This window comes from Enterobacteriaceae endosymbiont of Donacia provostii, assembly GCF_012570145.1.
Lineage (GTDB): Bacteria > Pseudomonadota > Gammaproteobacteria > Enterobacterales > Enterobacteriaceae.
Window position 1 is genome coordinate 222,705 of the sequence record NZ_CP046206.1, and the last position, 22,761, is coordinate 245,465.

General features: G+C 17.4%; 21 protein-coding genes and 1 pseudogene. 5 read left to right on the forward strand and 17 right to left on the reverse strand.

From position 1 onward, the window contains the following. Positions 1 to 20 precede the first annotated feature (20 nt). The 4 genes from clpX to GJT93_RS01070 form a co-directional block, all read right to left on the reverse strand. On the reverse strand, positions 21 to 1,280 hold the full coding sequence (clpX, locus tag GJT93_RS01055) for an ATP-dependent Clp protease ATP-binding subunit ClpX (RefSeq protein WP_168821769.1): 1,260 nt from the start codon (positions 1,278 to 1,280) through the stop codon (positions 21 to 23). 65 nt (positions 1,281 to 1,345) lie between these two features. Continuing rightward, complete coding sequence (clpP, locus tag GJT93_RS01060) at positions 1,346 to 1,972, reverse strand: ATP-dependent Clp endopeptidase proteolytic subunit ClpP (protein ID WP_168821770.1); 627 nt, start codon at positions 1,970 to 1,972, stop codon at positions 1,346 to 1,348. Between the two features lie 33 nt (positions 1,973 to 2,005). Further along, positions 2,006 to 2,278 (reverse strand): BolA/IbaG family iron-sulfur metabolism protein, encoded by a 273-nt coding sequence (locus tag GJT93_RS01065; RefSeq protein WP_168821771.1) that lies wholly within the window; start codon positions 2,276 to 2,278, stop codon positions 2,006 to 2,008. Positions 2,279 to 2,371: 93 nt separating this feature from the next. Continuing rightward, positions 2,372 to 3,148, reverse strand: a complete 777-nt coding sequence (locus GJT93_RS01070) for an inositol monophosphatase family protein (protein WP_168821772.1) — start codon at positions 3,146 to 3,148, stop codon at positions 2,372 to 2,374. 178 nt (positions 3,149 to 3,326) lie between these two features. On the opposite strand from GJT93_RS01070, the gene GJT93_RS01075 reads away from it, so the two are divergent. The 3 genes from GJT93_RS01075 (at position 3,327) to GJT93_RS01085 (ending at position 6,681) form a co-directional block, all read left to right on the forward strand. Continuing rightward, a complete protein-coding gene (locus tag GJT93_RS01075; protein ID WP_168821773.1) occupies positions 3,327 to 3,890 on the forward strand; it encodes a NifU family protein in 564 nt (187 codons plus the stop codon). Positions 3,891 to 3,991: 101 nt separating this feature from the next. After that, entirely contained in the window at positions 3,992 to 4,885 is an 894-nt protein-coding gene (locus GJT93_RS01080) for a homoserine O-succinyltransferase (protein ID WP_168821774.1), read from the forward strand. Between the two features lie 44 nt (positions 4,886 to 4,929). Then, positions 4,930 to 6,681 (forward strand): proline--tRNA ligase, encoded by a 1,752-nt coding sequence (locus tag GJT93_RS01085; protein WP_168821775.1) that lies wholly within the window; start codon positions 4,930 to 4,932, stop codon positions 6,679 to 6,681. On the opposite strand, the gene tilS is transcribed toward GJT93_RS01085, so the two are convergent. From tilS to GJT93_RS02300, 6 genes and pseudogenes are all read right to left on the reverse strand, one after another. Further along, on the reverse strand, positions 6,656 to 7,987 hold the full coding sequence (tilS, locus tag GJT93_RS01090; RefSeq protein WP_168821776.1) for a tRNA lysidine(34) synthetase TilS: 1,332 nt from the start codon (positions 7,985 to 7,987) through the stop codon (positions 6,656 to 6,658). The genes GJT93_RS01085 and tilS overlap by 26 nt on opposite strands. Positions 7,988 to 8,029: 42 nt before the next feature. Then, on the reverse strand, positions 8,030 to 11,536 hold the full coding sequence (dnaE, locus tag GJT93_RS01095; protein ID WP_168821777.1) for a DNA polymerase III subunit alpha: 3,507 nt from the start codon (positions 11,534 to 11,536) through the stop codon (positions 8,030 to 8,032). Between the two features lie 25 nt (positions 11,537 to 11,561). Continuing rightward, complete coding sequence (gene fabZ / locus GJT93_RS01100; RefSeq protein ID WP_168821778.1) at positions 11,562 to 12,008, reverse strand: 3-hydroxyacyl-ACP dehydratase FabZ; 447 nt, start codon at positions 12,006 to 12,008, stop codon at positions 11,562 to 11,564. Between the two features lie 54 nt (positions 12,009 to 12,062). Continuing rightward, positions 12,063 to 12,587 (reverse strand): OmpH family outer membrane protein, encoded by a 525-nt coding sequence (locus tag GJT93_RS01105; RefSeq protein ID WP_168821779.1) that lies wholly within the window; start codon positions 12,585 to 12,587, stop codon positions 12,063 to 12,065. Positions 12,588 to 12,621: 34 nt separating this feature from the next. After that, positions 12,622 to 14,970, reverse strand: a complete 2,349-nt coding sequence (gene bamA / locus GJT93_RS01110; RefSeq protein WP_168821780.1) for an outer membrane protein assembly factor BamA — start codon at positions 14,968 to 14,970, stop codon at positions 12,622 to 12,624. Continuing rightward, a pseudogene (locus GJT93_RS02300) lies at positions 14,951 to 15,178 on the reverse strand (site-2 protease family protein); the annotation flags it as partial. The gene bamA and the pseudogene GJT93_RS02300, both read right to left, overlap by 20 nt. Before the next feature lie 287 nt (positions 15,179 to 15,465). Between GJT93_RS02300 and GJT93_RS01120 the strand changes: the two are divergent. Further along, positions 15,466 to 15,603, forward strand: coding sequence for a hypothetical protein (locus GJT93_RS01120; protein ID WP_168821781.1), 138 nt, complete (start codon positions 15,466 to 15,468; stop codon positions 15,601 to 15,603). Between the two features lie 397 nt (positions 15,604 to 16,000). Here the strand turns inward: GJT93_RS01120 and GJT93_RS01125 are convergent, their stop codons facing one another. The 6 genes from GJT93_RS01125 to rpsB all read right to left on the reverse strand — a co-directional run bounded on the left by GJT93_RS01125 (position 16,001) and on the right by rpsB (position 19,940). Then, complete coding sequence (locus GJT93_RS01125) at positions 16,001 to 16,171, reverse strand: site-2 protease family protein (RefSeq protein WP_168821782.1); 171 nt, start codon at positions 16,169 to 16,171, stop codon at positions 16,001 to 16,003. Between the two features lie 91 nt (positions 16,172 to 16,262). After that, positions 16,263 to 16,991 carry a polyprenyl diphosphate synthase gene (gene uppS, locus GJT93_RS01130; RefSeq protein ID WP_168821783.1) on the reverse strand — a complete coding sequence of 243 codons (729 nt, stop codon included), beginning with the start codon at positions 16,989 to 16,991 and terminating at the stop codon, positions 16,263 to 16,265. 43 nt (positions 16,992 to 17,034) lie between these two features. Continuing rightward, entirely contained in the window at positions 17,035 to 17,589 is a 555-nt protein-coding gene (locus GJT93_RS01135) for a ribosome recycling factor (RefSeq protein ID WP_168821784.1), read from the reverse strand. 34 nt (positions 17,590 to 17,623) lie between these two features. Further along, entirely contained in the window at positions 17,624 to 18,352 is a 729-nt protein-coding gene (gene pyrH, locus GJT93_RS01140; protein WP_168821785.1) for a UMP kinase, read from the reverse strand. Positions 18,353 to 18,413: 61 nt separating this feature from the next. Continuing rightward, positions 18,414 to 19,229 (reverse strand): translation elongation factor Ts, encoded by an 816-nt coding sequence (gene tsf / locus GJT93_RS01145; RefSeq protein ID WP_168821786.1) that lies wholly within the window; start codon positions 19,227 to 19,229, stop codon positions 18,414 to 18,416. A 3-nt stretch (positions 19,230 to 19,232) separates the two neighbouring features. Beyond that, positions 19,233 to 19,940 (reverse strand): 30S ribosomal protein S2, encoded by a 708-nt coding sequence (gene rpsB / locus GJT93_RS01150; RefSeq protein WP_425483314.1) that lies wholly within the window; start codon positions 19,938 to 19,940, stop codon positions 19,233 to 19,235. 164 nt (positions 19,941 to 20,104) lie between these two features. Between rpsB and map the strand changes: the two genes are divergently transcribed. Next, entirely contained in the window at positions 20,105 to 20,884 is a 780-nt protein-coding gene (gene map, locus GJT93_RS01155) for a type I methionyl aminopeptidase (RefSeq protein WP_168821787.1), read from the forward strand. 58 nt (positions 20,885 to 20,942) lie between these two features. On the opposite strand, the gene rpoD is transcribed toward map, so the two are convergent. Beyond that, positions 20,943 to 22,748, reverse strand: a complete 1,806-nt coding sequence (rpoD, locus tag GJT93_RS01160; protein WP_168821788.1) for an RNA polymerase sigma factor RpoD — start codon at positions 22,746 to 22,748, stop codon at positions 20,943 to 20,945. Positions 22,749 to 22,761: the final 13 nt, after the last annotated feature.

Below are 22,761 nucleotides of genomic sequence, written 5' to 3' on the forward strand. Positions count from 1 at the left end.
TATAAAAAATTAAATAATTATTAATTTTTGTTATATTCAATAATTGGATCAGATAAATTATTAATTACTTTTTCATTAATTTTAATTTTACAAATATTTTTTATTGAAGGTGCATTATACATTATATTTAATAATGATTTTTCTAAAATAGATTTTAATCCTCTAGCTCCTGTATTTAATAATATTGCTTTTTTTGCAATTTCTTCTATAGCATTTGGATTAAATTCTAATTTTATGTTTTCATATTTAAATAAATTTTGATATTGTTTAATAAGGGCATTTTTAGGTTTTAATAAAATTTCCATTAATTGTTTTTTATTTAATTCTTTTAATGATACTATGACAGGTAAGCGTCCTATAAATTCAGGTATTAATCCGAATTTAATTAAATCTTCGGGAAGTACTTTTTTTAAAATATCATTTTTATTTAAAAATTTATTTTTAATATTATTTGTTTTTGTATGAAATCCTATACTTTTACTAGCATAATTAAGTCTACTTGAAATAATTTTTTCTAATCCATAAAAAGAACCAGCACAAATAAATAAAATATTTTTAGTATTTATTTGTATAAATTCTTGTTGAGGATGTTTACGTCCTCCTTTGGGAGGAATAGAAGATATAGTACCTTCAATTAACTTTAATAAAGCTTGCTGTACACCTTCTCCAGAAACATCTCTAGTTATAGAGATATTTTCTGATTTACGTGCAATTTTATCAATTTCATCAATATATATTATTCCGCGTTGTGTTTTTTCTATATCATAATTAGCATTTTGTAATAATTTTTGAATAATATTTTCTACATCTTCTCCTACATAACCAGCTTCTGTTAAAGTAGTAGCATCTGCTATGGCAAAGGGAACATTTAGAAAACGTGCTAATGTTTCTGCTAATAATGTTTTACCACTACCAGAAGGTCCTAATAGAAGAACATTACTTTTCTCTATTATATCATTATTTCCCATACAGAATTTTAATTTTTTATAATGATTATATACTGATACAGAAAGTATCTTTTTAGCTTGGGTTTGACTTATTATATATTGATTTAAATAATTAAAAATTTTATGTGGTGTTAAACATATTTTTGAATTATTAAAAATATGTTTAATTTTATTTTTATCTTTTTTTTGTAAAATATTAAAACATAATATAATACATTTATCACAAATAAAAATAGAATCATTTACTGATATAAGTTGATTAACTTCATTTTGATATTTTTGACAAAAAGAACAACGTAAAATTGTATTATAATTCTCCTTATTATATGTCATTACAAACCTCATATTATATTCATAATAAATTTTATATTTATATTTTTAAGATTTAAAAATCAATATTATTTTTTATTACAAATAATATTGTCTATTAAACCATATTCTATTGCTTCTTGAGCTGATAAGAATTTATCTCTGTTTGTATCTTTTTCAATAATTTCAATAGATTTTCCTGTATGTAATGACATAAGTTTATTTATATAATTTTTAATTCTTAAAATTTCTTGAGTTTGAATTTCAATATCAGTGACTTGTCCTTGATAATTACCCATAGGTTGATGTATCATCATTCTTGCATTAGGTAAGCAAAATCTTTTATTTTTTTTACCAGAAGATAATAAAAAAGCAGCCATAGAACATGCTTGACCTATACATAATGTACTAATATCTGATTTAACAAATTGCATAGTGTCATATATGGACATACCAGATGTAATAACACCTCCAGGACTATTTATATAAATAAAAATATCTTTATTTGAATTTTCTGAATCTAAAAATAATATTTGAGCAACTATTAAATTAGCCATATTATCTTCAATAGGTCCTGTAAGAAAAATAATACGTTCTTTTAATAATCTAGAAAAAATATCATATGATCTCTCTCCTTGAGAAGTATTTTCAATTACAATAGGAATTGTATTAAAACAATTATTTTTAATTACTTTATTATTTTTTTTATATAACATTATTATCCTTTAAATAAAAAAAATTTTATAATTTTACAAAATTTTATTTTTTTTAATTTTTTTCCATTCACTTAATGTATAAGTATATAATGAAAGAGAATGAATTTTATTTATTTTATTTCCTATAATTTGATATATCAATTTATGACGAGTAATTAATGATTTTTGAATAAAATAATCACTTACAACAGTAATTTCTAAGTAATTTATTATTTCATCTTTTTTAAGATGGTTATTATCATTAATTTTTAAATATATAGGTTTTAATTGAGATATTATTTTATTTTTGATATTTTTTATAATCATGATTATATATCCAAGATTTGTAATTGAAAATATATTTTTTATTAATAAAAAATATATTTTTTTTTAAAAAGATTTATTTATTTATCACAAATCTTAATTTTTTAATATTATTAACTTTCTAATACTAGAATTAGTAGCTAATATATTAGAAGAATTTTTATAATCATAATTTCCTATAAAATCAGTTATTAAACCTCCTGCTTCTTTTACTATTAATTCTCCAGAAAGTAAATAATAAAAATTTTTTAAATCATTATTTATATAACAATCAATTTTATTGGCAGCTAAATATGCTAAATCTAATGATATACAACCACTAATTCTTATTGAAATTAAATTATTTTTATATAAAAATTTTAAATTTAAATTTTGTTTTTTAGAAAAAAAAAAATTATTATTTAAAGAAAATAATAAATTTTTTTGTTTTATATAATTATGACAACGTAATTTATATCCATTTAATTGAGCATTTTGACCTCTAATAGCTGTAAATAAATCATTTTTTAATGGATCATATATTAAAGAAATCATTGTTTTTTCTTTTGTGCAAATAGCAATAGATATTGAAAAATGAGGTATTTTTTTAAAAAAATTCATAATTCCATCTAAAGGATTTATAATCCATATAGTTTTTTTATAATTAAAAATTAAAAAATTTTTTTTATGTGTAATAATAATATTATATGCATATATATTATAAAATATTTTAGTAATCATATTATTTAAATTTTTATTAATTTTTTTTATAAAAATATTAGCATCATAATTATTATGACAATATGAATTAATATTATTAATTTCATATTGTTTAATAATTGTGTTACCAACATTACGTATTATGCGTATTGCAATATTAAGCATTGGTTGCATATATTATTTCTCATATAAATTATGAATTAAATAATTAAATAATAGATTTTTATTTATTTTATAATAAAAAATAAATATTTTAAATATTTTTTTATAAAAGATATATTATAAAAATATTGTTTTTTTTTCAAAAACATCTATTATCTAAATAGAAATTTATTAAAAATATTAAATTACTATGTTACAAATTACAAAACCAGCTCAAGAATATTTTTTAGAATTATTATCTAAAAGAGAGAAAAATACATTTATTAAAATTTTAGTTTTTTTTAAAAAAAATATATTAAAAGGTAAAATGATTTTTTGTAATATTAAAACAATAAAACATAATGATATAAAATTAAATTTTAATAAATTAAAAATATTTATAGAAAAAAATAGTTTAAAATTTTTAGAAAATGTTAAAATAGATATTATATCTAATAATTTATCTAAAAAAGTAAGTTTTACTGTTTTAAATAAAAATATAAAAAATATAAATAATTTAAAAAAAAATGTTAATATATTCTTAAAAAATGTAATTAATCCTAAATTATTTAATCATGGTGGTTCAATAACATTAAAAAATATTACAACAAATAATATTCTACTTTTAGAATTTCATGGTGGTTGTCAAGGATGTATGATGAGTAAACAAACTTTACAAAATTGGATAGCAAAAGAAATATTATATAATTTTCCAGATATAAAAGATGTTTATGATATAACTCATCATAAAAAAAATAAATTTTCCTATTACTAAATAAATATATAATTATTAATTTTAAATATTATAAAATTTTTTAGTAGTATATATTTACTATTTTTTAAAAATTATTATTTATATTTAAAAAAGGAAATTATATGCCAGTTATAGTACCTCAAAAATTACCAGCAATCAATATTTTAAAAAAAGAAAATATATCTTTATTAACTAGATTAAAACAACAAAAAAAATGTTCTAATCAACTTAAAATTCTTTTTTTAAACTTAATGTTTAAAAAAATTAATACAGAAAATCAAATAATCAGATTATTATCTAATTCTTCATTATTAATAAATCTATCATTATTAGCAGTAAATGATAATAAATCATCAAATTATTTATCTATTAATCATATTAATAAATATTATTATCATTTAGATCAAATTAAAAATAAATATTATGATGGTTTAATTATTACAGGTGCACCTTTAGGATTAATTAATTTTACGGATATTAGATATTGGAAAGAATTTATAAAAATTATACATTGGTCTAATGACCATGTTAGTTCTATTTTATCTATATGTTGGTCTGTTCAAGCAATATTAAATATATTATATAAAATTCCTAAAAAAGTTAATAAATCTAAATTATTTGGTATATTTAAACATAAAATTTTATTAAAAAATAATTATTTAATTCAAGGATTTGATGATTATTTTTTTGTTCCTCATTCTAGATATTCTGATTTTTCACTAGATTTTATTAAAAATTATACTGATTTAAATATAATTGCTTATTCTAAAAAAGCAGGTGTTTATCTTTTTACTAGTAAAAAAAATAAATATGTATTTATTACTGGCCATCCAGAATATGATGTTTTAACAATAAATGAAGAATATTTAAATGATTTAAAAAGTAAACGCAAATACACCAGTTTACCATATAATTATTATCCTTTAAATAATCCAAAATTAAAACCTAAAATTAATTGGAGAAGTCATGGCAACTTATTATTTTTAAACTGGTTAAATTCTTTATTTTGTAAATAAAAATATATTTATATTAAAAAACTTTAAATATTAAAGGAGTAATAATGTTAACAACAAAATATGTTTTTTTTACCTCTAAAAATAAAATAAATAAAAACTTTAATAGTTTTACTTTAATGAATAAATCAGGAATAATTAGAAAATTATCTTCTGGAATATATATTTGGTTACCAAATGGATTAAAAATTATTAATAATTTAAAAAAAATTATACGTTATTTTATGAATAGTATTAATGCTATTGAATTAATTTTACCAATTTTACATCCAGTTAATATTTGGGAACAAAGTGGTCGTATAAATGATTATGGTAAGGAATTATTAAAAATTATAGATCGTAAAAAACATAATTTTATTTTAGGTCCAACACACGAAGAAGTTATAAACTATTTAATTAATAATGAAATTAAATCATATAGATCTTTACCATTACATTTTTATCAAATACAAACTAAATTTAGAGATGAAATGAGATCTCGTTTAGGAGTAATACGTGCAAAAGAATTTTTAATGAAAGATAGTTATTCATTTCATATAAGTAAAATTTCTTTACAAGAAACATATAATAATATGTTAGAAACTTACAAAAAAATATTTAATATTTTAAATATAAAATATGTAATAGTTAAGGCAGATAATAATATTATTGGAGGTAATATTTCTCATGAATTTCATATTTTATCTAAAAATGGAGAAAATTCTATTGCAATATCTGAAGATAAAAAATATATTAATAATATGGATTTAGGTAATTTTTTTATATTTCAAAGACATAATATTAATAAAAAAAAATTTTTAAAAAGAAAATTTTTAACTATAAAATATTATTTAAAATTTAGAGAATTAGCTAAAAAAATTAATGTATCTATAAAAAGTATTATTAAAACTATTATTATTACAACATCAGATATAAAAAATCCTTTTATCGCGTTAATTATTAGGGCTGATTATAAATTAAATTTTTATAAAATAAAAAAAATAAATAATAATGTAATTAAAATTTTATCTAATAGAGAAATAGAAAAAATTTTTAAAATTAATCAAAATTTTCTAAATCCATTTTATTTAAAAATACCTATTATAGGAGATTATTCTATTATTAATATGTATAATTTTATTATAGGAACTAATATTAAAAATAAATATTCTATAAATACTAATTGGGATATTAATTTCCCTTTACCAAATAATATTCAAGATATTCGTTATGTAAATAATAATGATATAACTCCTGATGGACAAAGTTTAATAAAAATTGAACGTAGTATAGAAATAGCTCATATTTTTCAAATAGGTACTAAATACTCAAAATCAATGAATAATTATATATATGATAAAAAAAAAATGAAAAAATTATTATATATGGGTTGTTACGGTATTGGTATATCAAGATTAGTTGCAGCAATAATAGAAAAAAATTTTGATTCTCAAGGTATTCTTTGGCCTAATGAATTTTTAGCACCTTTTTTAGTAGCTATTATTCCAATTAATATGTACAAATTTAATTTAGTAAAAAAAAATGCATTTTTATTATATAAAAAATTTAAATTATTAGGTATAAAAGTTATAATTGATGATAGAAAAGAAAATCCGGGGACAATGTTTGCTGATATGGATCTTATTGGAGTTCCTCATATTATTACAATTAATAATTCTAATATTATAAATAATAATATTGAATATAAATATAGAAAAACAGGATTTACTAAAATTTTATCTATTAATCTAATTATAGATTTTATTTTTAATAAAATAAAATTAAATAAATGTTTTAATATTTTTTTTGAAAATCAATAAAAAAATTATTTTTCTTTATAATGTCAATTTTTCCATATTCAGTTATTAATTGATTTTCTAAATCCATAATTAATTCATTATTATAAAATAATAATGGAGTTATTTCTCTTTTCCATTTAGGAATATCTAAATTTTTCCATATATTATTTATATTTTTTTTATATTTAGAATTATTAAAATAATATTTTTTTGGTATATTATTAAATTTTATATATATAAATTCATTATTTTTTGGTTTTCTAATATTTATTAATGTTTTTTTATAATTATTATTATATAATATAGTGATATTACCTAAATTATAAGGTAATATTAAAGTTTTTGTAATATCATTCCATTTAATTATATTTTTTTTTAAATTGGGAAAATATTTTAAACAAAATAAATAATTTTTATGTTTTCTAATAATATATTTTCCTATTTTAACTTGAGGATTATTATTTTTTTTACAACATATAATCTCATTCCATATAATATTTAATAATTTTCTTGATGGCATTAAATAATATTGATTATATTCTATCCATTTTCTAATAATAAAATTTCTTTTTTCTTTATTAAAATTAAATAAAGGAAGAATTAATAAACTATTATCTTTTTGAATCAACTTTATTAGTATAGGTTTAATTAAATTATTTAATAATTTTTCTTGTTCTTTATAATTCTGAATTGATCTAACTAGAGTTTTTTGAAAATATGGCCATCTTTGTATAATTTTTGGTATAATAATATTACGTAAAAAATTACGATCATATTTTATATCTTTATTACTAGGATCTTCTATCCAATTTATTTTTTTTTTTATAGCATAATTTATTATTAAATTTTTACTTATATTTAAAAAAGGACGTAAAATTATAAAATTATTTAATTTTCTAATTAAAGACATACATGATAATCCTTTAGAACCACTTCCTCTTTTTAAAGCTAAAAAAAAGGTTTCACATTGCTCATCTAAATTATGAGCAGTAACTAAAATTTCATTATTTTTAATAATTTTTTTAAAAATACTATATCTTTTTTTACGTGTATATTCTTCTATATTATTTTTTTGATTTATATAAATATTTTTATATATAAATAAAACGTTTAATTTTTTACATTGTAAAAAACAAAATTTCATCCAATTATTGGATTTTTTATTTAAATTATGATTGATATGAATAGCTCTTATTTTAAGTTGGTATTTTTTCCTTAATTTAACTAAATTATATAATAATACAGTTGAATCTATTCCCCCACTGTATGCTAATAATATATTCTTGAAATTACATAATATATCTTGTATTTTTTTTTTTATTAACATAATTATATATTTATTTATAATTTTATATAAAAAGTAATTTTATTAATTAAATTCTAATTTAATATTTTGTTGATTTAATAAATCAATTAATTTATTAAAAATATTTAGTTTAATAGAAATAAAATAAGATTTATTAAAATAAATTTTTTTTCTTGAATATAAATGTTCATAAAAAAAATATATCTGTATATTTTTTATATTTTTTTCTTTTTTACAAAATAAAATTTTTTTTAATTTTTTAAAAAAAATAGTATTATTTAAAATTTTTTTACTTGTAAAAATAATATTTATATTATTTAAATATTTTTCTCTTGCAGTCGTTATATCAATAATATTATTTACATCACATACAAATAATTTTAAAAAATTATTAAAATATAATATTCCATTAATAATAACTATATTATTTAATTTAATTATATTATTTTTATTACTTAATAAATCAAAAGATAAATTTATTTCTAATATATCAGAACTATCATCTAAATTAAATAAAAAAATTTTTTGTTTTTTTTTATTGTAAGTAATACGAATATTATTAATTATTCCTCCTATTACAATTCTTGTAGGTTTTTTATATTTTTGTATAAAATATCTTATATTATAATTTTTAGTATAAAATAAAATTTCTTTAATAAATTCACTTAATGGATGACCTGTTAAATAAAAACCTAAAATATTTTTTTCTTTTATTAAAATATCTTTATTAATCCATGATAAATTTATATCATCATCAATAAAATTATTATTTTCTAACAAATTATGATCTTCATTACTAAAAAAATCTATTTGTTTAGTTTTTTTTTCTTCTAAATATTTATTTGTTAATTTTATAATTTTTTCTAAATTATTTATTAATAATCCTCTATTAAAATTAAATGTATCTAATGATCCAGATAATATTAAAGTTTCTATAATTTTTTTACTTAATTTTGCAAAATTTATTTTTATAAAAAAATGAAATATAGATTTAAAAAAACCTATTTTTTTTCTAATATTCAATATATTTAAAGATAATTGTTCCCCAATACCTTTAATAGCTCCTAATCCATAAACTATATCACCATCATGATTTACATGAAATTTATATAGACTAGTATTTATATTAGGAGGTAAAATTTTAATTTTCATTCTTTTACATTCATGAATTAAATAAATAATTTTATTTTTATTATCCATTTCAGATGTTAAAACTGACGCCATAAATTCTGATGGATAATATAATTTTAACCACAAAGTTTGATAAGATATTAAAGCATAACCAGCAGAATGAGATTTATTAAATCCATATGAAGCAAATTTTTCTAAAAAATTAAAAATTTTCATAGATAAAGTATCATCAATATTTAATTTTTTAGAACCTTGTAAAAAACGTTTTCTTTGTTTTGACATTTCTTTATGTTGTTTTTTACTAATTACTCTTCTTAAAATATCTGCTTCTCCCAAACTATAGTTAGCTAATACTTGGGCTATTTTCATAACTTGTTCCTGATATAAAATGATACCGTATGTAGATTTTAATATTGGTTTTAATGTTTTATGTTGCCAATTTTTATCAGGATATGAAATAATTTCTCTACCATGTTTTCTATTAATAAAATTTTCTACCATTCCTGATTGTAATGGTCCTGGTCTAAATAAAGCTAATAATGCAATTAAATCTTCAAAATTATCAGGTTTTAATTGTATAATTAATTCTTTAATACCTTTAGATTCTAATTGAAAAATTCCTGTAGTTTGTGCTTTTTGTAAAAAATTATAAATTTTTTTATCATTTAAAATTAAATTGTTAATATCTAATATTTTTTGATTATTTTTAATTAATTTTTTATTAATCATTTTAACCGCATAATCAATTACAGTTAAAGTTCTTAAGCCTAAAAAATCAAATTTTATTAATCCAATATCTTCTATATCATTTTTATCAAATTGAGTTACTATATTATCACCATTATTATCACAATATATAGTTGTATATTGCGTAATATTATTAGGTGATATTACAACACCGCCAGCATGTTTTCCAATATTTCTAATTGTACCTTCTAACTTAAGAGATGTATTTACTAATTCTCTAATATTATTATCTGATTTATATAAATTAAATAATATTTTATTTTTTAAAAAAGCTTTTTTTAAATCAATACCTATATCTACAGGAATTAATTTAGAAATACGATTAATAAAATCGTATGGATAACCTAAAACTCTACCAACATCTCTAATAACAGATTTTGCAGTCATTTTACCAAATGTTATAATTTGAAATACTGAATCATATCCATATATTTTTTTTACATGATTAATAACTAAATCACGTTTTTCCATACAAAAATCAATATCAAAATCTGGTAGTGATACTCTTTCTTTATTTAAAAATCTTTCAAAAATTAAATCAAATTTTATAGGATCTAAATTAGTAATGTTTAAAACATAAGATACTAAAGAACCAGCTCCTGAACCTCTCGCAGGCCCTACAGGTATATGATTTTTTTTAGCCCATCTTACAAATTCCATTACTATAAGAAAATAGCTAGGAAAACCCATATAATTAATAATTTTTAATTCTTGATCTAATCTGTTTTTATATTTTATATATTTTTTTTCAAAATTATGTATATTAGGATATAAAATATTTAATTTTTTTTTTAAACCTTGATAAGATTTTTTTATAATATAATTTTCTGGTGTTATATTTTTTTGTATTTTAAATTTTGGTAAAAAATATTTACCTAAAGGTAAAAATAAAGTACATCTTTTAGCTATTTCTACACTATTAGATAGTGCTTGAGGTATATCCTTAAAAAGAATATACATTTCTTTTGTACTTTTTAAAAATTGATTTTTACTATAATAACGATTTTTATAGTTTTTATTTATATTCAAACCTTTGTTAATTGCAATTCTAATTTCATGTGCATAATAATCTTCTTTATTTAAAAAACGAACATCATTAGTAGCAACTAGAGGAATAGCAAAATAACTAGATATATCTATAATTCTAGTAATGAATTCTTCTTCATTTATACGATTTGTACGTATTATTTCAAAATAAAAATTATTACTAAAATATTTTTTATAAAAAAAAATAATTTTTTTTATTGCTAAAATATTTTGTTTTAATAAATATTTCCCAATTTCTCCTTTAAAATTAGATAATATAATTAAACCTTTATTATATTTTGCAAGTAAATTATAAGTAATTATAGGACCTATATCACTATCATAACCGTTTCTGTAACTATAGAATATTATTAATTTTAAATTTTGATAACCAATATTATTTTTAACTAAAATAGTTATTTTAGAATATTGACGATCATTAAAATTTTTAATTTTAAAATCAGCTCCAATAATTGCTTTTAATCCTAAATCATGAGATTTTTTATAAAATTTAACTAAACCAAATATATTATTAAAATCTGTAATAGCTATAGCAGGCATATTTAATAATTTAGCTTTATTTATAATTTGTTCTATTTTAGCAATACCATCTTTAATAGAATAATCACTATGCACATGTAAATGAATAAATTTCGGAGAATTCATATTTTATATCAATATATAATGTTTATTAATTAGATTTAAATTTTTTTTGCATATTTACACATATAATTTTTGCTTTACAAATAATTTGATTATTAATTTTTGAAATACTATCAAAAAATATAAAAGATTTTTTTTGTTTTCGTAAAAAACTTTCTATTATTACTTGATCTCCTGGAAAAATAAATTTTTTAAAACGTACTTTATCAATACCTGTTACATAATACATAAATTTATTTTGATTTATATTACTTTTATAAATTAATAATCCTGTAGTTTGGATCATAGATTCTAATAATAATACACCAGGATAAACTGGATTTTTAGGAAAATGTCCTTGAAAAAAAGGTTCATTTATAGATATATTTTTTATAGCATATAAAAATTTAAACTTTTTAAATGCTATAATTTTATCCACTAAAATAAATGGATATCTATGAGGTAAAATTGACAAAATTTCATTAATATTTAACATATATAATTTTTTTTTATAAAAAAACCTTTTTTAAAATAAATTTTATTATTCATTTTATATAAATAAAATATTATTTTGTTGAATTGCTAAATTTATTACATCATCTGTTATATCTTTGACATCTTTATTAATATAAGCTACAGAAGAAATATCTATAATAATATTATAATGATTTTTTTCAGCAATCATATTTATCAATTTATGAATAAAAATTAATATTTTATTACGTGCATTTTCTTGTTTTTGACGATTTTTTTGTGTATAAAATTTTATTTTTTCTATTAAAATTTTTTTTTCATCTTTTATTTCTCTTTCTAGTATTTCTCTATATTTTTTAGATAAATTTTTATTTTCTAATTTTTTTGTTTTAGATAAAAATAATTTTTTCATTTTTTTTATAACTAAAAAATCAGCATATAATTCTCTTTCTAATTTTTTATTTAGTTTTTTTTTTTGAGGTATTATGTCAAAAATTTTAGCAATATTAACTACTGCTATTTTTGTACAACAGTACACTTTTTGATGAAAGAAACTTGAAACGATTAAAATTAATATTAAAAATTTAAAAAAATTTTTCATATTTAAAATACTCCATATTTTTTAATAGTTATTATTATAATTTTTGAGCAAAATTAAATTGAAAAAATTGAATTTTATCCATTTTATATTTTTTTAATGGATATGCAAAAGAAATAATTATATCACCAAATGAAGTACGAAATTGAAAAGATAAACCAATAGAAGTTCTTATTTGTGATAAAATATTAAATTTAGAAATTTTATATAATTTAGATAAATAATTATTTTTTAATGAAGTATCAATTACATTACCTATATCTAAAAATATAGAAGATCTGATTTGTTTAATAAAAATATTATCTATTAATGATAGAGGAATAATTAATTCATTATTTATATTAAATAAAACATTACCACCTACTGAATAATCAGATAAACAAATAGTTTTATTATTACAATTATATTCTTTTGAAGAATAATATATACCCTTAGGTCCAATACTATTGGTTTGAAAACCTCTAATAGAATTAACCCCACCTAAATAAAAATTCTTATAAAAAGGATATTTCCCCCCTAAAAATCCATTTCCATAACTAAAATTACTTCTAAATAAAAAAATAATTAAATTATTACATTGTAGAGTATTCTGTAATTTAGATAAATCAAATAACGGTATATATTGTGTATAATTAAAATTAATTTTATAGTAACGATTTTTACTATACCAAGGAATAGAAAAATAAGTATCTAAAGAACTTAAGATACCATTTAATGGTAAATTAAAACTATTTAAGTTTTTAAAAATTAATGTATGATGAATTACAAATTCATCTAATACATAATATTTATATGATTTATTATATATTTGATAACCTATATTTCGAAGATAATTCCACAACAATATTTGTGGTTCAATATTACTAATTTTATTTTTTATAAATCCAATTTTATGAATTATAAAAATATTTTTATTAATAGGTAATTTAAATATTCCTAAAAAACCTTTGTTTTTATTTATATAATTATAAAAAAAACTATCATCTTCATTTATAGAATTTAAAAATATTTTTATACCAGAATTAATTTTTTTAAAAAAAGCATGATTTTTCATAATAAAAATTTCTAAATAATAATGATAAAAATCTTTATGAAGATCAATATTTACATCATATCCAGTACCTATAAAATTATTTTGTTTTAAAATAGTATTAAATCCTAATGAACCATCTTTTATTATTCCTAATCCTGTTCTTAAAAAACCATCATTTTTTTCATCAACTTTAAATACAACATTTAACATATTTTTTAAATCATGATTTTTATATAAAAGAATTTCAATATGGTTAAAATAACCTAAAGATAACAATCTTTTTTTTGTTTTTTTAATTAATGTAATATTTATTGGATCACCTTCTAATTGTAATAATTCATTTCTTAAAAGAAAATCTTTAGTAAAATTATTTCCTAAAAAATTTATTTTTTTCACATAATATTTTTTATTAGTATTAATATTAATTAATATATTAACTATATTTTTTCTTTTATTTATAATTTGTTTTATTATAATTTTAGAATTTAAAAATCCATTTTCTTTTAAAAATTTTGTTATTTTATATTGTAGTTTTGAATTTATATTAGTTTTATAAACTGTTCCAGGAAAAACATTAGTAATTTTTTTTATAGATTTTATTAAATATTTGTTTTTATTTAATTTAATTAATATTTTTTTATAAAAAAATGGTTTATTTTCTTGAATTTTAATTGTTAAATAATTTTTTTTTTCATGATATGAAATATTTGTTTTAACGTCTTTGATCTGAAAATTTAAATATCCTTGATTTATATAAAAATTATTTAATTTATTTAATAAATGATAAATATCATTAATATGATATTTTTTTCTTTTTGTAAAGAAAAATAAAAATTTATTATTAATATTTAAATAATTTAATAAAAAATTAGTTTTATAAAATTTATTACCTATAATATTAATTATATCTATATTAATAAAATTATTTTTTTTGAATAAAATTTTAATATTTACTACTTTTTTAGATAAAGATTGTTTTTTTTTTATATGAGAAATAAATATATAATTTTTTATAAACATTAATTTTATATTTTGTTTAAATAATATTAATAAATTTTTATTTTGAATAATATTAAAAATATTATTAATACTGTTTAAATATATAATTTGAAATATATTAAATATTTTTTTTGAAGAAAAATTATTTTTTCTTATATAAGAATATATTTTATCATTTTTGAAGTTAGTTTTATTTAAATTTAAAAAAATTATTTGATGCATATAATTATTTTTTTTATATAAAATATTTGCATAACACAAAATTTTTATATTAAAAATAAATAAAAAAATTAATAAAAATTTATAAAAATGAAAAACTTTTATTAATTTTTTTTTAAAACTTATTAATATCATTTATAAATGTAATCCCCATAATAATTATTACTATAATTATACTAAAAAAATATACTAATTGTTTAGTTTTATTAGATATTTTTTTATTAGTTATTTTTTCAAAAATTAAAAATAATAATTGTCTACCATCTAATATTAGCAAAGGAAATAAATTAATTATACTTAAATTAAGACTTATTATTGCTAAAATATAAAATAATATGTAATATTATCTCGAAATAATATACTAGTAAATATGACCTATATAAATAGGTCCATTAAATTTAGAAACATTTATTTTATTTAAGAATAAAGATATAAAAGAATAAATAATTAATTTTATTATTTTATAAGTTTAATATAATGATTTATTTAATGCTTGAAAAAAATTAATTTTATATTGAAAATATAATTTATTCTTATTTTTATTTATTGCAGGTAAAAAAACTAAAAAACCAATTTTATCTTAAAGATAAGATATTAATCTTAATATTATTTTTTTCTTTGAATTTTTAAATGAATAATTTTATTAGGATTCTTATAAATAATTTTTTGAAATTGATACCAATTAATAATTTTTTTCCTTCTATATTTAAAATTTTATCTCTAATAATTAAATTAGATTTAGCTACAGGAGATTTAGGAATTATATAACTAATAATAGGATAAATTTTTAATTCTTGAGGTAATATTCCTAATATTGTTATTAAATTTTAAATTTATATATTTTTTTTTATAAATATTTTTTATTAATAATATATTTAAATTATTTAAATATTTAACTTTAATACTATTAATTTTTTAAATTTTAATATTAGGTTCTAAATGAATTCTACTTTTAATAGAAGTATAATTAATTTCATTAATAATATTAGTTTTAATAGGTAATCCTTTTAAAAAAAATGTAAAATAAATTAATTTTGCAAAAATAATATTTGATAAAAGTCCAGCAGATAAAATACATATTTTTTTTAAAAAACTTAATTAGTTAAAAGTTAATAATTTAAATTTATTAATATTATGAATATTATTTTTTATTGATTCAGAAATTTTAACATATTTCACCTAAAGATGATAATCTAATAATATAACGAGTACCATATTTATCATGATACTGAAATATTTTTTTACTAAAACATAATGAAAAACATTCTATATAAGTTTTAAAAAAACGTGCAACATAAAAATGTCCAAATTCATGAACAATAATAAGCGTAATCATAGTTATTAAAAATATTATTGTATTATATATCAAAATTATAGCTTCTAAATTTTAACATTTATATTTATAATAATATGTAAAAATAATTTATTTAATCTCCACCAAAACGACGATTTCTTTTTTTAAATTCATTAATTGCTTTTTTAAAATCATATTCACTAAAATCAGGCCATAATGTTTTAGTAAAATATAATTCTGAATAAGCAATTTGCCAAATCAAAAAATTACTAATACGATATTCTCCTCCTGTTCTAATTACTAAATCTATAGAAGGAATATTGTTCAAACAAATATAATTATTTATTAAATTTTCATTAATATTATTAGGATCTATTTTTTTTTGATGAATTTTTAAAATAATTTTTTTTACACTATTTGTTATATCCCAACGTCCACCATAATTAATAGCTATATTTAATAATAATTTGTTATTATTTTTTGTTAGAAATTCTGCCTTAGTAATAGATTTTTTTAAAGAAAAATTTAATTTATCTATATTACCAATAATTTTTAAACATATATTTTGTTTTTTTAAATTTATTGTTTCTATATCAAGGACTTCTTGAAATAAATTCATTAGAAAATTAATTTCATGACTAGATCGTGTCCAATTTTCACTACTAAAAGCATATAAAGTTAATACTTTAATTTTATATTTTAATGATAAACCAATAATTTTTTTTACCGTTTTTACTCCTTTTTTATGTCCTACAAATTTTAATTGTTTATTTTTTTTTGCCCATCTCCTATTACCATCCATAATAATAGCAATATGTTTAGGATAAGAATTAATATTTTTATATAAAAATTTTTTGTCCATTTTTTGAAATTTTAATTAAATAAAAATGTTATTTTTAATTAAATTAACATAATATTTTTTTTTCTGTTTTTTTATAAAATTCTTGAATATTATTAATATATAATATTGTTTGTTTTTGAATCTCATTATATAGTTTTTTTTTTTGATTTTCATTTATTTGTTTATTTTTTAATAAATTTTTTATTTGATTATTAGATTTTCTACGTATATTTCTAATATGAATTTTATTTTGTTCAGATTCTATTTTTATATTTTTCAATATTTTTAATTTTCTAGATTCTGTAATAGGAGGTATATATACATAAATACTATTTTCAATAATTTTAGTTGTCACATCTAAATTTGAAAGTATAATACTTTTTTCTATATTTTTTTTTATTTTATAATCAAATGGTGTAATTTTTAAAGTAAAATTATTTTCTAATACTATAGAAGAGATATGATTAATAGAAATTAATTTATTATGTAATTTTATACAAACATAACGTAATAAATCAGGAGATAACCTGTTTTGTGATAAAATATTAATTTTTTTTATGAATGTATCTAAACATTTTTTCATATTTTTTTTATTATTATTAATAATATTATTATCCATATAACAATCCTTTATTTAAAATAAAATTATATATTTAAGAATTTTTTATTATTGTTCCTATAATTTGACCAGTTATAATTTTATATAAAGAACCAGGTTTATAAATATTAAAAATATGTATAGGTATATTATAATCTCGAGCTAAGAGAAATGCAGTATTATCCATAATTTTAATTTTATTTTTTATTAAATAATCATAATTAATTAAATTAAAAAATTTAGCATTAGAATAATTTATAGGATCTTTAGAATATACTCCATTAACCTTGGTTGCTTTTAATACAGCATCAGCTTCTAGTTCTATTGCTCTTAAACATGCTGTAGTATCTGTAGTAAATAATGGATTACCTAGACCTCCTGTTAATATAATTATATTATTTTTAATTAAATCTATTGCTTTAAAAATATTATATTCTTGACAAATACTTTTTATGGGTAAAGAAGACATTAAATATACATTAATTAATTTATTTTTAAAAGAATTATACAATAATAAACCATTAATTATGGTTGATATCATGCCAATTTGATCACCTAAAACTCTTTTAACATTATTATTTTTATTACAATATCGACCTCTAAATAAATTCCCTCCTCCTATTACTATACCAATTTCAATACCTAAAGGTAAAATACTTTGTATTTCTTGTATGATATAATTTAGTAATTTATTATCTATACCTGATATATTTTTACCTTGTAAAAATTCTCCACTTATTTTTAATATAATACGATTATAAAATATTTTTTTTTTAGTATTCATAAGATATTTATTTATTAAAATTTCATAAAATAAAATTAATAAAATGATATAAAAAAAATAATTAGTTTTTAATTATATTTTCATTAATTTTTAAACGTACAAAATTTAAAATTTTCATTTTATTCTTTTTTAAAATATTAAACACTGTTTGATTATTATCTAATAAAAATTTTTGGTTATATAATGTAATATTATTTATAAATTTTTTTATTCTTCCTTCTATTATTTTTTTAAAAATTATTGGAGATTTATTTTTTTTCATTGCAATATTTTTTTGTAACTTATATTCTTGATTAAGAATATCAGAAGGAATATTTTTTTCTTGTATATATTCTGGTTTTAACATAGCTATATGCATAGCAATCTGTTTCATTAATAATTGATTATTAATATTAGATTTAATAATAACTCCTATATTTTTATTATGATGTATATATTTACCTATAAATTTACCTTGAATATAGTGTATTTGATTAATAAATATATTTTCTTTTAAAAGACCAATTAGTTCTATTTTTTTTTTATTAAAAACTTTCTGTATTATATTAATATCTTGTTGATTATTTTTTATAATATAATTTAAAATTTCATTTCCAAAATTTATAAAATTTATTGATTTTGCTACAAAATCTGTTTGACAATTTATTTCTAATAAAATTCCAAAATCTTTTGTTACATAATCTAAAATAAGTCCTTCTTTTGTTTCATTATTAAATTTCTTAATAGATTCTACTGTAAGATATTGTCTTATATAATTTATTGCATTATTAATATTTCCTTGTGTTGCTACTAATGCTTTTTTACATTCTATAATACTAATACCTGTAATATTTCTTAATTTTTTAATTTTATTAATATTAATTTTCAATGTTATCATCTCCTAATGAGTTTTTAGTTTTTTATTATTAGATTGTAATTTATTATTTAATATGGTTTGAGTAACATAATATAAATATAATTTTATAGCACGGATAGCATCATCATTAGCAGGAATAACAAAATTAATTCCTTCTGGATTAGAATTAGTATCTACTACTGCAAAAATAGGGATATTTAATTTTTTAGCTTCACTTATAGCAATTTTTTCATGATTTGCATCAATAACAAATATTGCATCAGGTAATCCTCCCATATTTTTAATACCACCTAAACTTTTTTCTAATTTTAATAATTTTCTATTTCTTATTAAAGCTTCTTTTTTAATTAATTGATTAAATGTTCCATCTTTACTTTGTAATTCTAATTCTTTTAATTTTTTTATAGATTTTTTCACAGTTTTCCAATTAGTTAACATACCTCCTAACCAACGATGATTAATAAAAAATTGATGACAATTAATTGCAGTTTCTTTTATAAGATTAGATGCTGCTTTTTTTGTTCCAATAAATAAAATTTTACCTTTACGAGAAGTAATTTTTTTTAATTCTTTTAGTGCAATATTAAACATTTGAAAAGTTTTATCTAAATTAATAATATGTATTTTATTTTTATGGTTAAAAATAAATTTTTTCATTTTTGGATTCCAATAACGTGTTTGGTGACCAAAATGAGTTCCTACTTTAAACATTTTCTTGATAGATATAGACATTATTATTATCCTCATTTTATAAATAAATAAAATAATATTATATAATTTGTATTTATACAAAAAATTTATTTAATAAATTTAATTTAATTATTTTTATAAAAATAAAATTAGGTATATAATATACCATTTTATATTAAATAATTAATATTATATAAAAGAAAATAATGAAAATTTTCATTAAAAATTCTAAAGAGATAAAAAAAATTTATAAATCTTGCCAATTAGCAGCTGAAGTATTAGAAATGATAAAAACTTATATAGTACCTGGAATTAGTACTGAAGAAATAAATAATATATGTCATAATTATATTACTAAAACTCAAAAAGCTAAATCTGCTATTTTAGGATATAAAGGTTTTCCAAAATCTGTATGTATTTCTATTAATGATGTTGTATGTCATGGAATACCAAATAAAAATGAAATTTTAAAAAATGGAGACATTGTAAATATAGATATAACAGTATTGTATGATAATTATTATGGCGATACATCAAAAATGTTTTTAGTAGGTAAAAATATTTCTAAAAAATTAAAATTATTATGTTTAACTGCTAAGAAAAGCTTATATAAAGCTATTAATATTTTAAAACCAGGTATTAGATTATATAAAATTGGTCAAGTAATACAAAAATATGTAGAATCTAAAAATTTTTCTGTTGTTAGAAATTATTGTGGTCATGGTATTGGAAGAAATTTTCATGAGGAACCTCAAATTTTACATTATAAATCATATGATTATGGTATTATATTACAAAAAGGCATGATATTTACAATTGAACCTATGATTAATATAGGGCATCATAGTGTATATGTTACAAATGATCATTGGACAGTAAAAACTATAGATAAAACTTATTCAGCTCAATATGAGCATACAGTGCTTATTACTAATAATGGAAATAAAATATTAACCTTAAGAAGAGGGGAAAAAAAATATATTTAAATAAAATTTATATAATTAAGTAATTAATTTCTTAATTACTTAATTATTTTATTATGGATTAATTATCTAAAAAACTTTTTAATATTTCAGACCTACTAGGATGTCGTAATTTTCTTAATGCTTTTGCTTCTATCTGTCTAATTCTTTCTCTAGTTACATCAAATTGTTTTCCTACTTCTTCTAAAGTATGATCTGTATTCATATCAATTCCAAATCTCATTCGTAATACTTTTGCTTCTCTTGGCGTTAAACTAGAAAGAATGTTATATGTAGCAATTTTTAAACTTTCTGAAGTTGCAGAATCTAAAGGTAGTTCTAAATTAGAATCTTCAATAAAATCACTTAAGTGAGATTCTTCATCATCTCCTATAGGAGTTTCCATTGAAATTGGTTCTTTAGCTATTTTTAAAATTTTTCTAATTTTATCTTCAGGTAAAAGCATATGTTTTGATAATTCTTCTGGTGTAGGTTCTCTACCCAATTCTTGTAATATTTTTCTCGAAACTCTATTAAGTTTATTAATAGTTTCAATCATATGAACTGGAATTCTTATAGTTCTTGCTTGATCTGCAATAGAACGTGTTATAGCTTGTCTAATCCACCAGGTAGCATATGTAGAAAATTTATAACCTCTTCTATATTCAAATTTATCTACTGCTTTCATTAAGCCAATATTACCTTCTTGAATTAAATCAAGAAATTGTAATCCTCTATTTGTATATTTTTTAGCTATAGAAATAACTAATCTTAAGTTAGCTTCAATCATTTCTTTTTTAGCTTTTTTAGCTTTTGTTTCACCTATATTAATTTTTTTATTAATATTTTTAATTTGTAAAATAGTCAATCCAGTTTCTTTTTCAATATTTATTAATTTATCAATATAATTATTTAATTTATTAAAAAATATTTTTTTTTCATATATTTCATATTTTTTTTTATATTGAAATTTTTTAAGTTTATTAAAAAAAAAATTTTTATAAGTTATTTGATTATATAATATTTTAATAAACTTTTTTTTTGATATAGAATAATATTTAAGAATTAAATTCATAATATTATGTTCTTTTATACGTATTCTATATATTATAGAACGCATTTTTTCTACCATATAATCAAATTCTTTAGATACTAAACGAAATTGTTTAAACATTTCTGTAAGATTTTTAATTTCATTTAACGATTTTTTATGATATCTACCTTTTTTTTTAATTAAAATTAATGTTTTATAATATTGTTTTTTTAATTCTCTGAATTTTTTTTTAGCTAATTTATAATCTATAACATTTTCATTATTTTCTGTTGATATATTATTAGATAATTCTTGATAAGAAGAAGATATAATTTTTTCCTCAAGATTATTATCATTAATAAAACCATGTATTAAATCTGATAAACGCATACTTCCAGATTGAACTTTATCATATTTTTTTAATAAATATTCAATAGATTTAGGATATTCAGCTACTGAAGATTGTATTTGATTAATACCTTCTTCTATACGTTTTGCAATATTTATTTCTCCTTCTCGTGTTAATAATTCTACAGTACCCATTTCACGCATATATATTCTTACTGGATCTGTAGTTTTTCCCATTTCTAATTCTACATTAGATAATACATGTACTGCATCTTCAGCTTCTGTTGTATTGTTTTCATTATTATTTAATATTAAATCATCATTATCGGGAGCTTCTTCCATCACTTGAATACCTATATCATTTATCATTTGAATAATATTTTTTATTTGATCAGAATTAATTATATTATCAGGTAAATGATCACTAATTTCTGAAAAAGTTAAATAACCTTGTTCTTTACCTCGAGTTACAAGCATTTGAAACTGTAATTTTGAGTTATAATCCATAAATAGTTCCATA

Excerpts from the sequence above, each read along its gene's own strand:
- GJT93_RS01075 (WP_168821773.1), top strand. The coding sequence starts at position 3,327 with ATGTTACAAATTACAAAACCAGCTCAAGAATATTTTTTAGAATTATTA.
- fabZ (WP_168821778.1), bottom strand. The coding sequence starts at position 12,008 with ATGTTAAATATTAATGAAATTTTGTCAATTTTACCTCATAGATATCCA.
- GJT93_RS01080 (WP_168821774.1), top strand. The coding sequence starts at position 3,992 with ATGCCAGTTATAGTACCTCAAAAATTACCAGCAATCAATATTTTAAAA.
- GJT93_RS01070 (WP_168821772.1), bottom strand. The coding sequence starts at position 3,148 with ATGCAACCAATGCTTAATATTGCAATACGCATAATACGTAATGTTGGT.
- GJT93_RS01120 (WP_168821781.1), top strand. The coding sequence starts at position 15,466 with ATGAATAATTTTATTAGGATTCTTATAAATAATTTTTTGAAATTGATA.
- GJT93_RS01125 (WP_168821782.1), bottom strand. The coding sequence starts at position 16,171 with ATGATTACGCTTATTATTGTTCATGAATTTGGACATTTTTATGTTGCA.
- rpoD (WP_168821788.1), bottom strand. The coding sequence starts at position 22,748 with ATGGATTATAACTCAAAATTACAGTTTCAAATGCTTGTAACTCGAGGT.
- pyrH (WP_168821785.1), bottom strand. The coding sequence starts at position 18,352 with ATGAATACTAAAAAAAAAATATTTTATAATCGTATTATATTAAAAATA.
- tilS (WP_168821776.1), bottom strand. The coding sequence starts at position 7,987 with ATGTTAATAAAAAAAAAAATACAAGATATATTATGTAATTTCAAGAAT.
- uppS (WP_168821783.1), bottom strand. The coding sequence starts at position 16,991 with ATGGACAAAAAATTTTTATATAAAAATATTAATTCTTATCCTAAACAT.
- rpsB (WP_425483314.1), bottom strand. The coding sequence starts at position 19,940 with ATGTCTATATCTATCAAGAAAATGTTTAAAGTAGGAACTCATTTTGGT.
- GJT93_RS01065 (WP_168821771.1), bottom strand. The coding sequence starts at position 2,278 with ATGATTATAAAAAATATCAAAAATAAAATAATATCTCAATTAAAACCT.
- GJT93_RS01105 (WP_168821779.1), bottom strand. The coding sequence starts at position 12,587 with ATGAAAAATTTTTTTAAATTTTTAATATTAATTTTAATCGTTTCAAGT.
- clpP (WP_168821770.1), bottom strand. The coding sequence starts at position 1,972 with ATGTTATATAAAAAAAATAATAAAGTAATTAAAAATAATTGTTTTAAT.
- clpX (WP_168821769.1), bottom strand. The coding sequence starts at position 1,280 with ATGACATATAATAAGGAGAATTATAATACAATTTTACGTTGTTCTTTT.
- map (WP_168821787.1), top strand. The coding sequence starts at position 20,105 with ATGAAAATTTTCATTAAAAATTCTAAAGAGATAAAAAAAATTTATAAA.
- bamA (WP_168821780.1), bottom strand. The coding sequence starts at position 14,970 with ATGATATTAATAAGTTTTAAAAAAAAATTAATAAAAGTTTTTCATTTT.
- GJT93_RS01085 (WP_168821775.1), top strand. The coding sequence starts at position 4,930 with ATGTTAACAACAAAATATGTTTTTTTTACCTCTAAAAATAAAATAAAT.
- tsf (WP_168821786.1), bottom strand. The coding sequence starts at position 19,229 with ATGATAACATTGAAAATTAATATTAATAAAATTAAAAAATTAAGAAAT.
- dnaE (WP_168821777.1), bottom strand. The coding sequence starts at position 11,536 with ATGAATTCTCCGAAATTTATTCATTTACATGTGCATAGTGATTATTCT.
- GJT93_RS01135 (WP_168821784.1), bottom strand. The coding sequence starts at position 17,589 with ATGGATAATAATATTATTAATAATAATAAAAAAAATATGAAAAAATGT.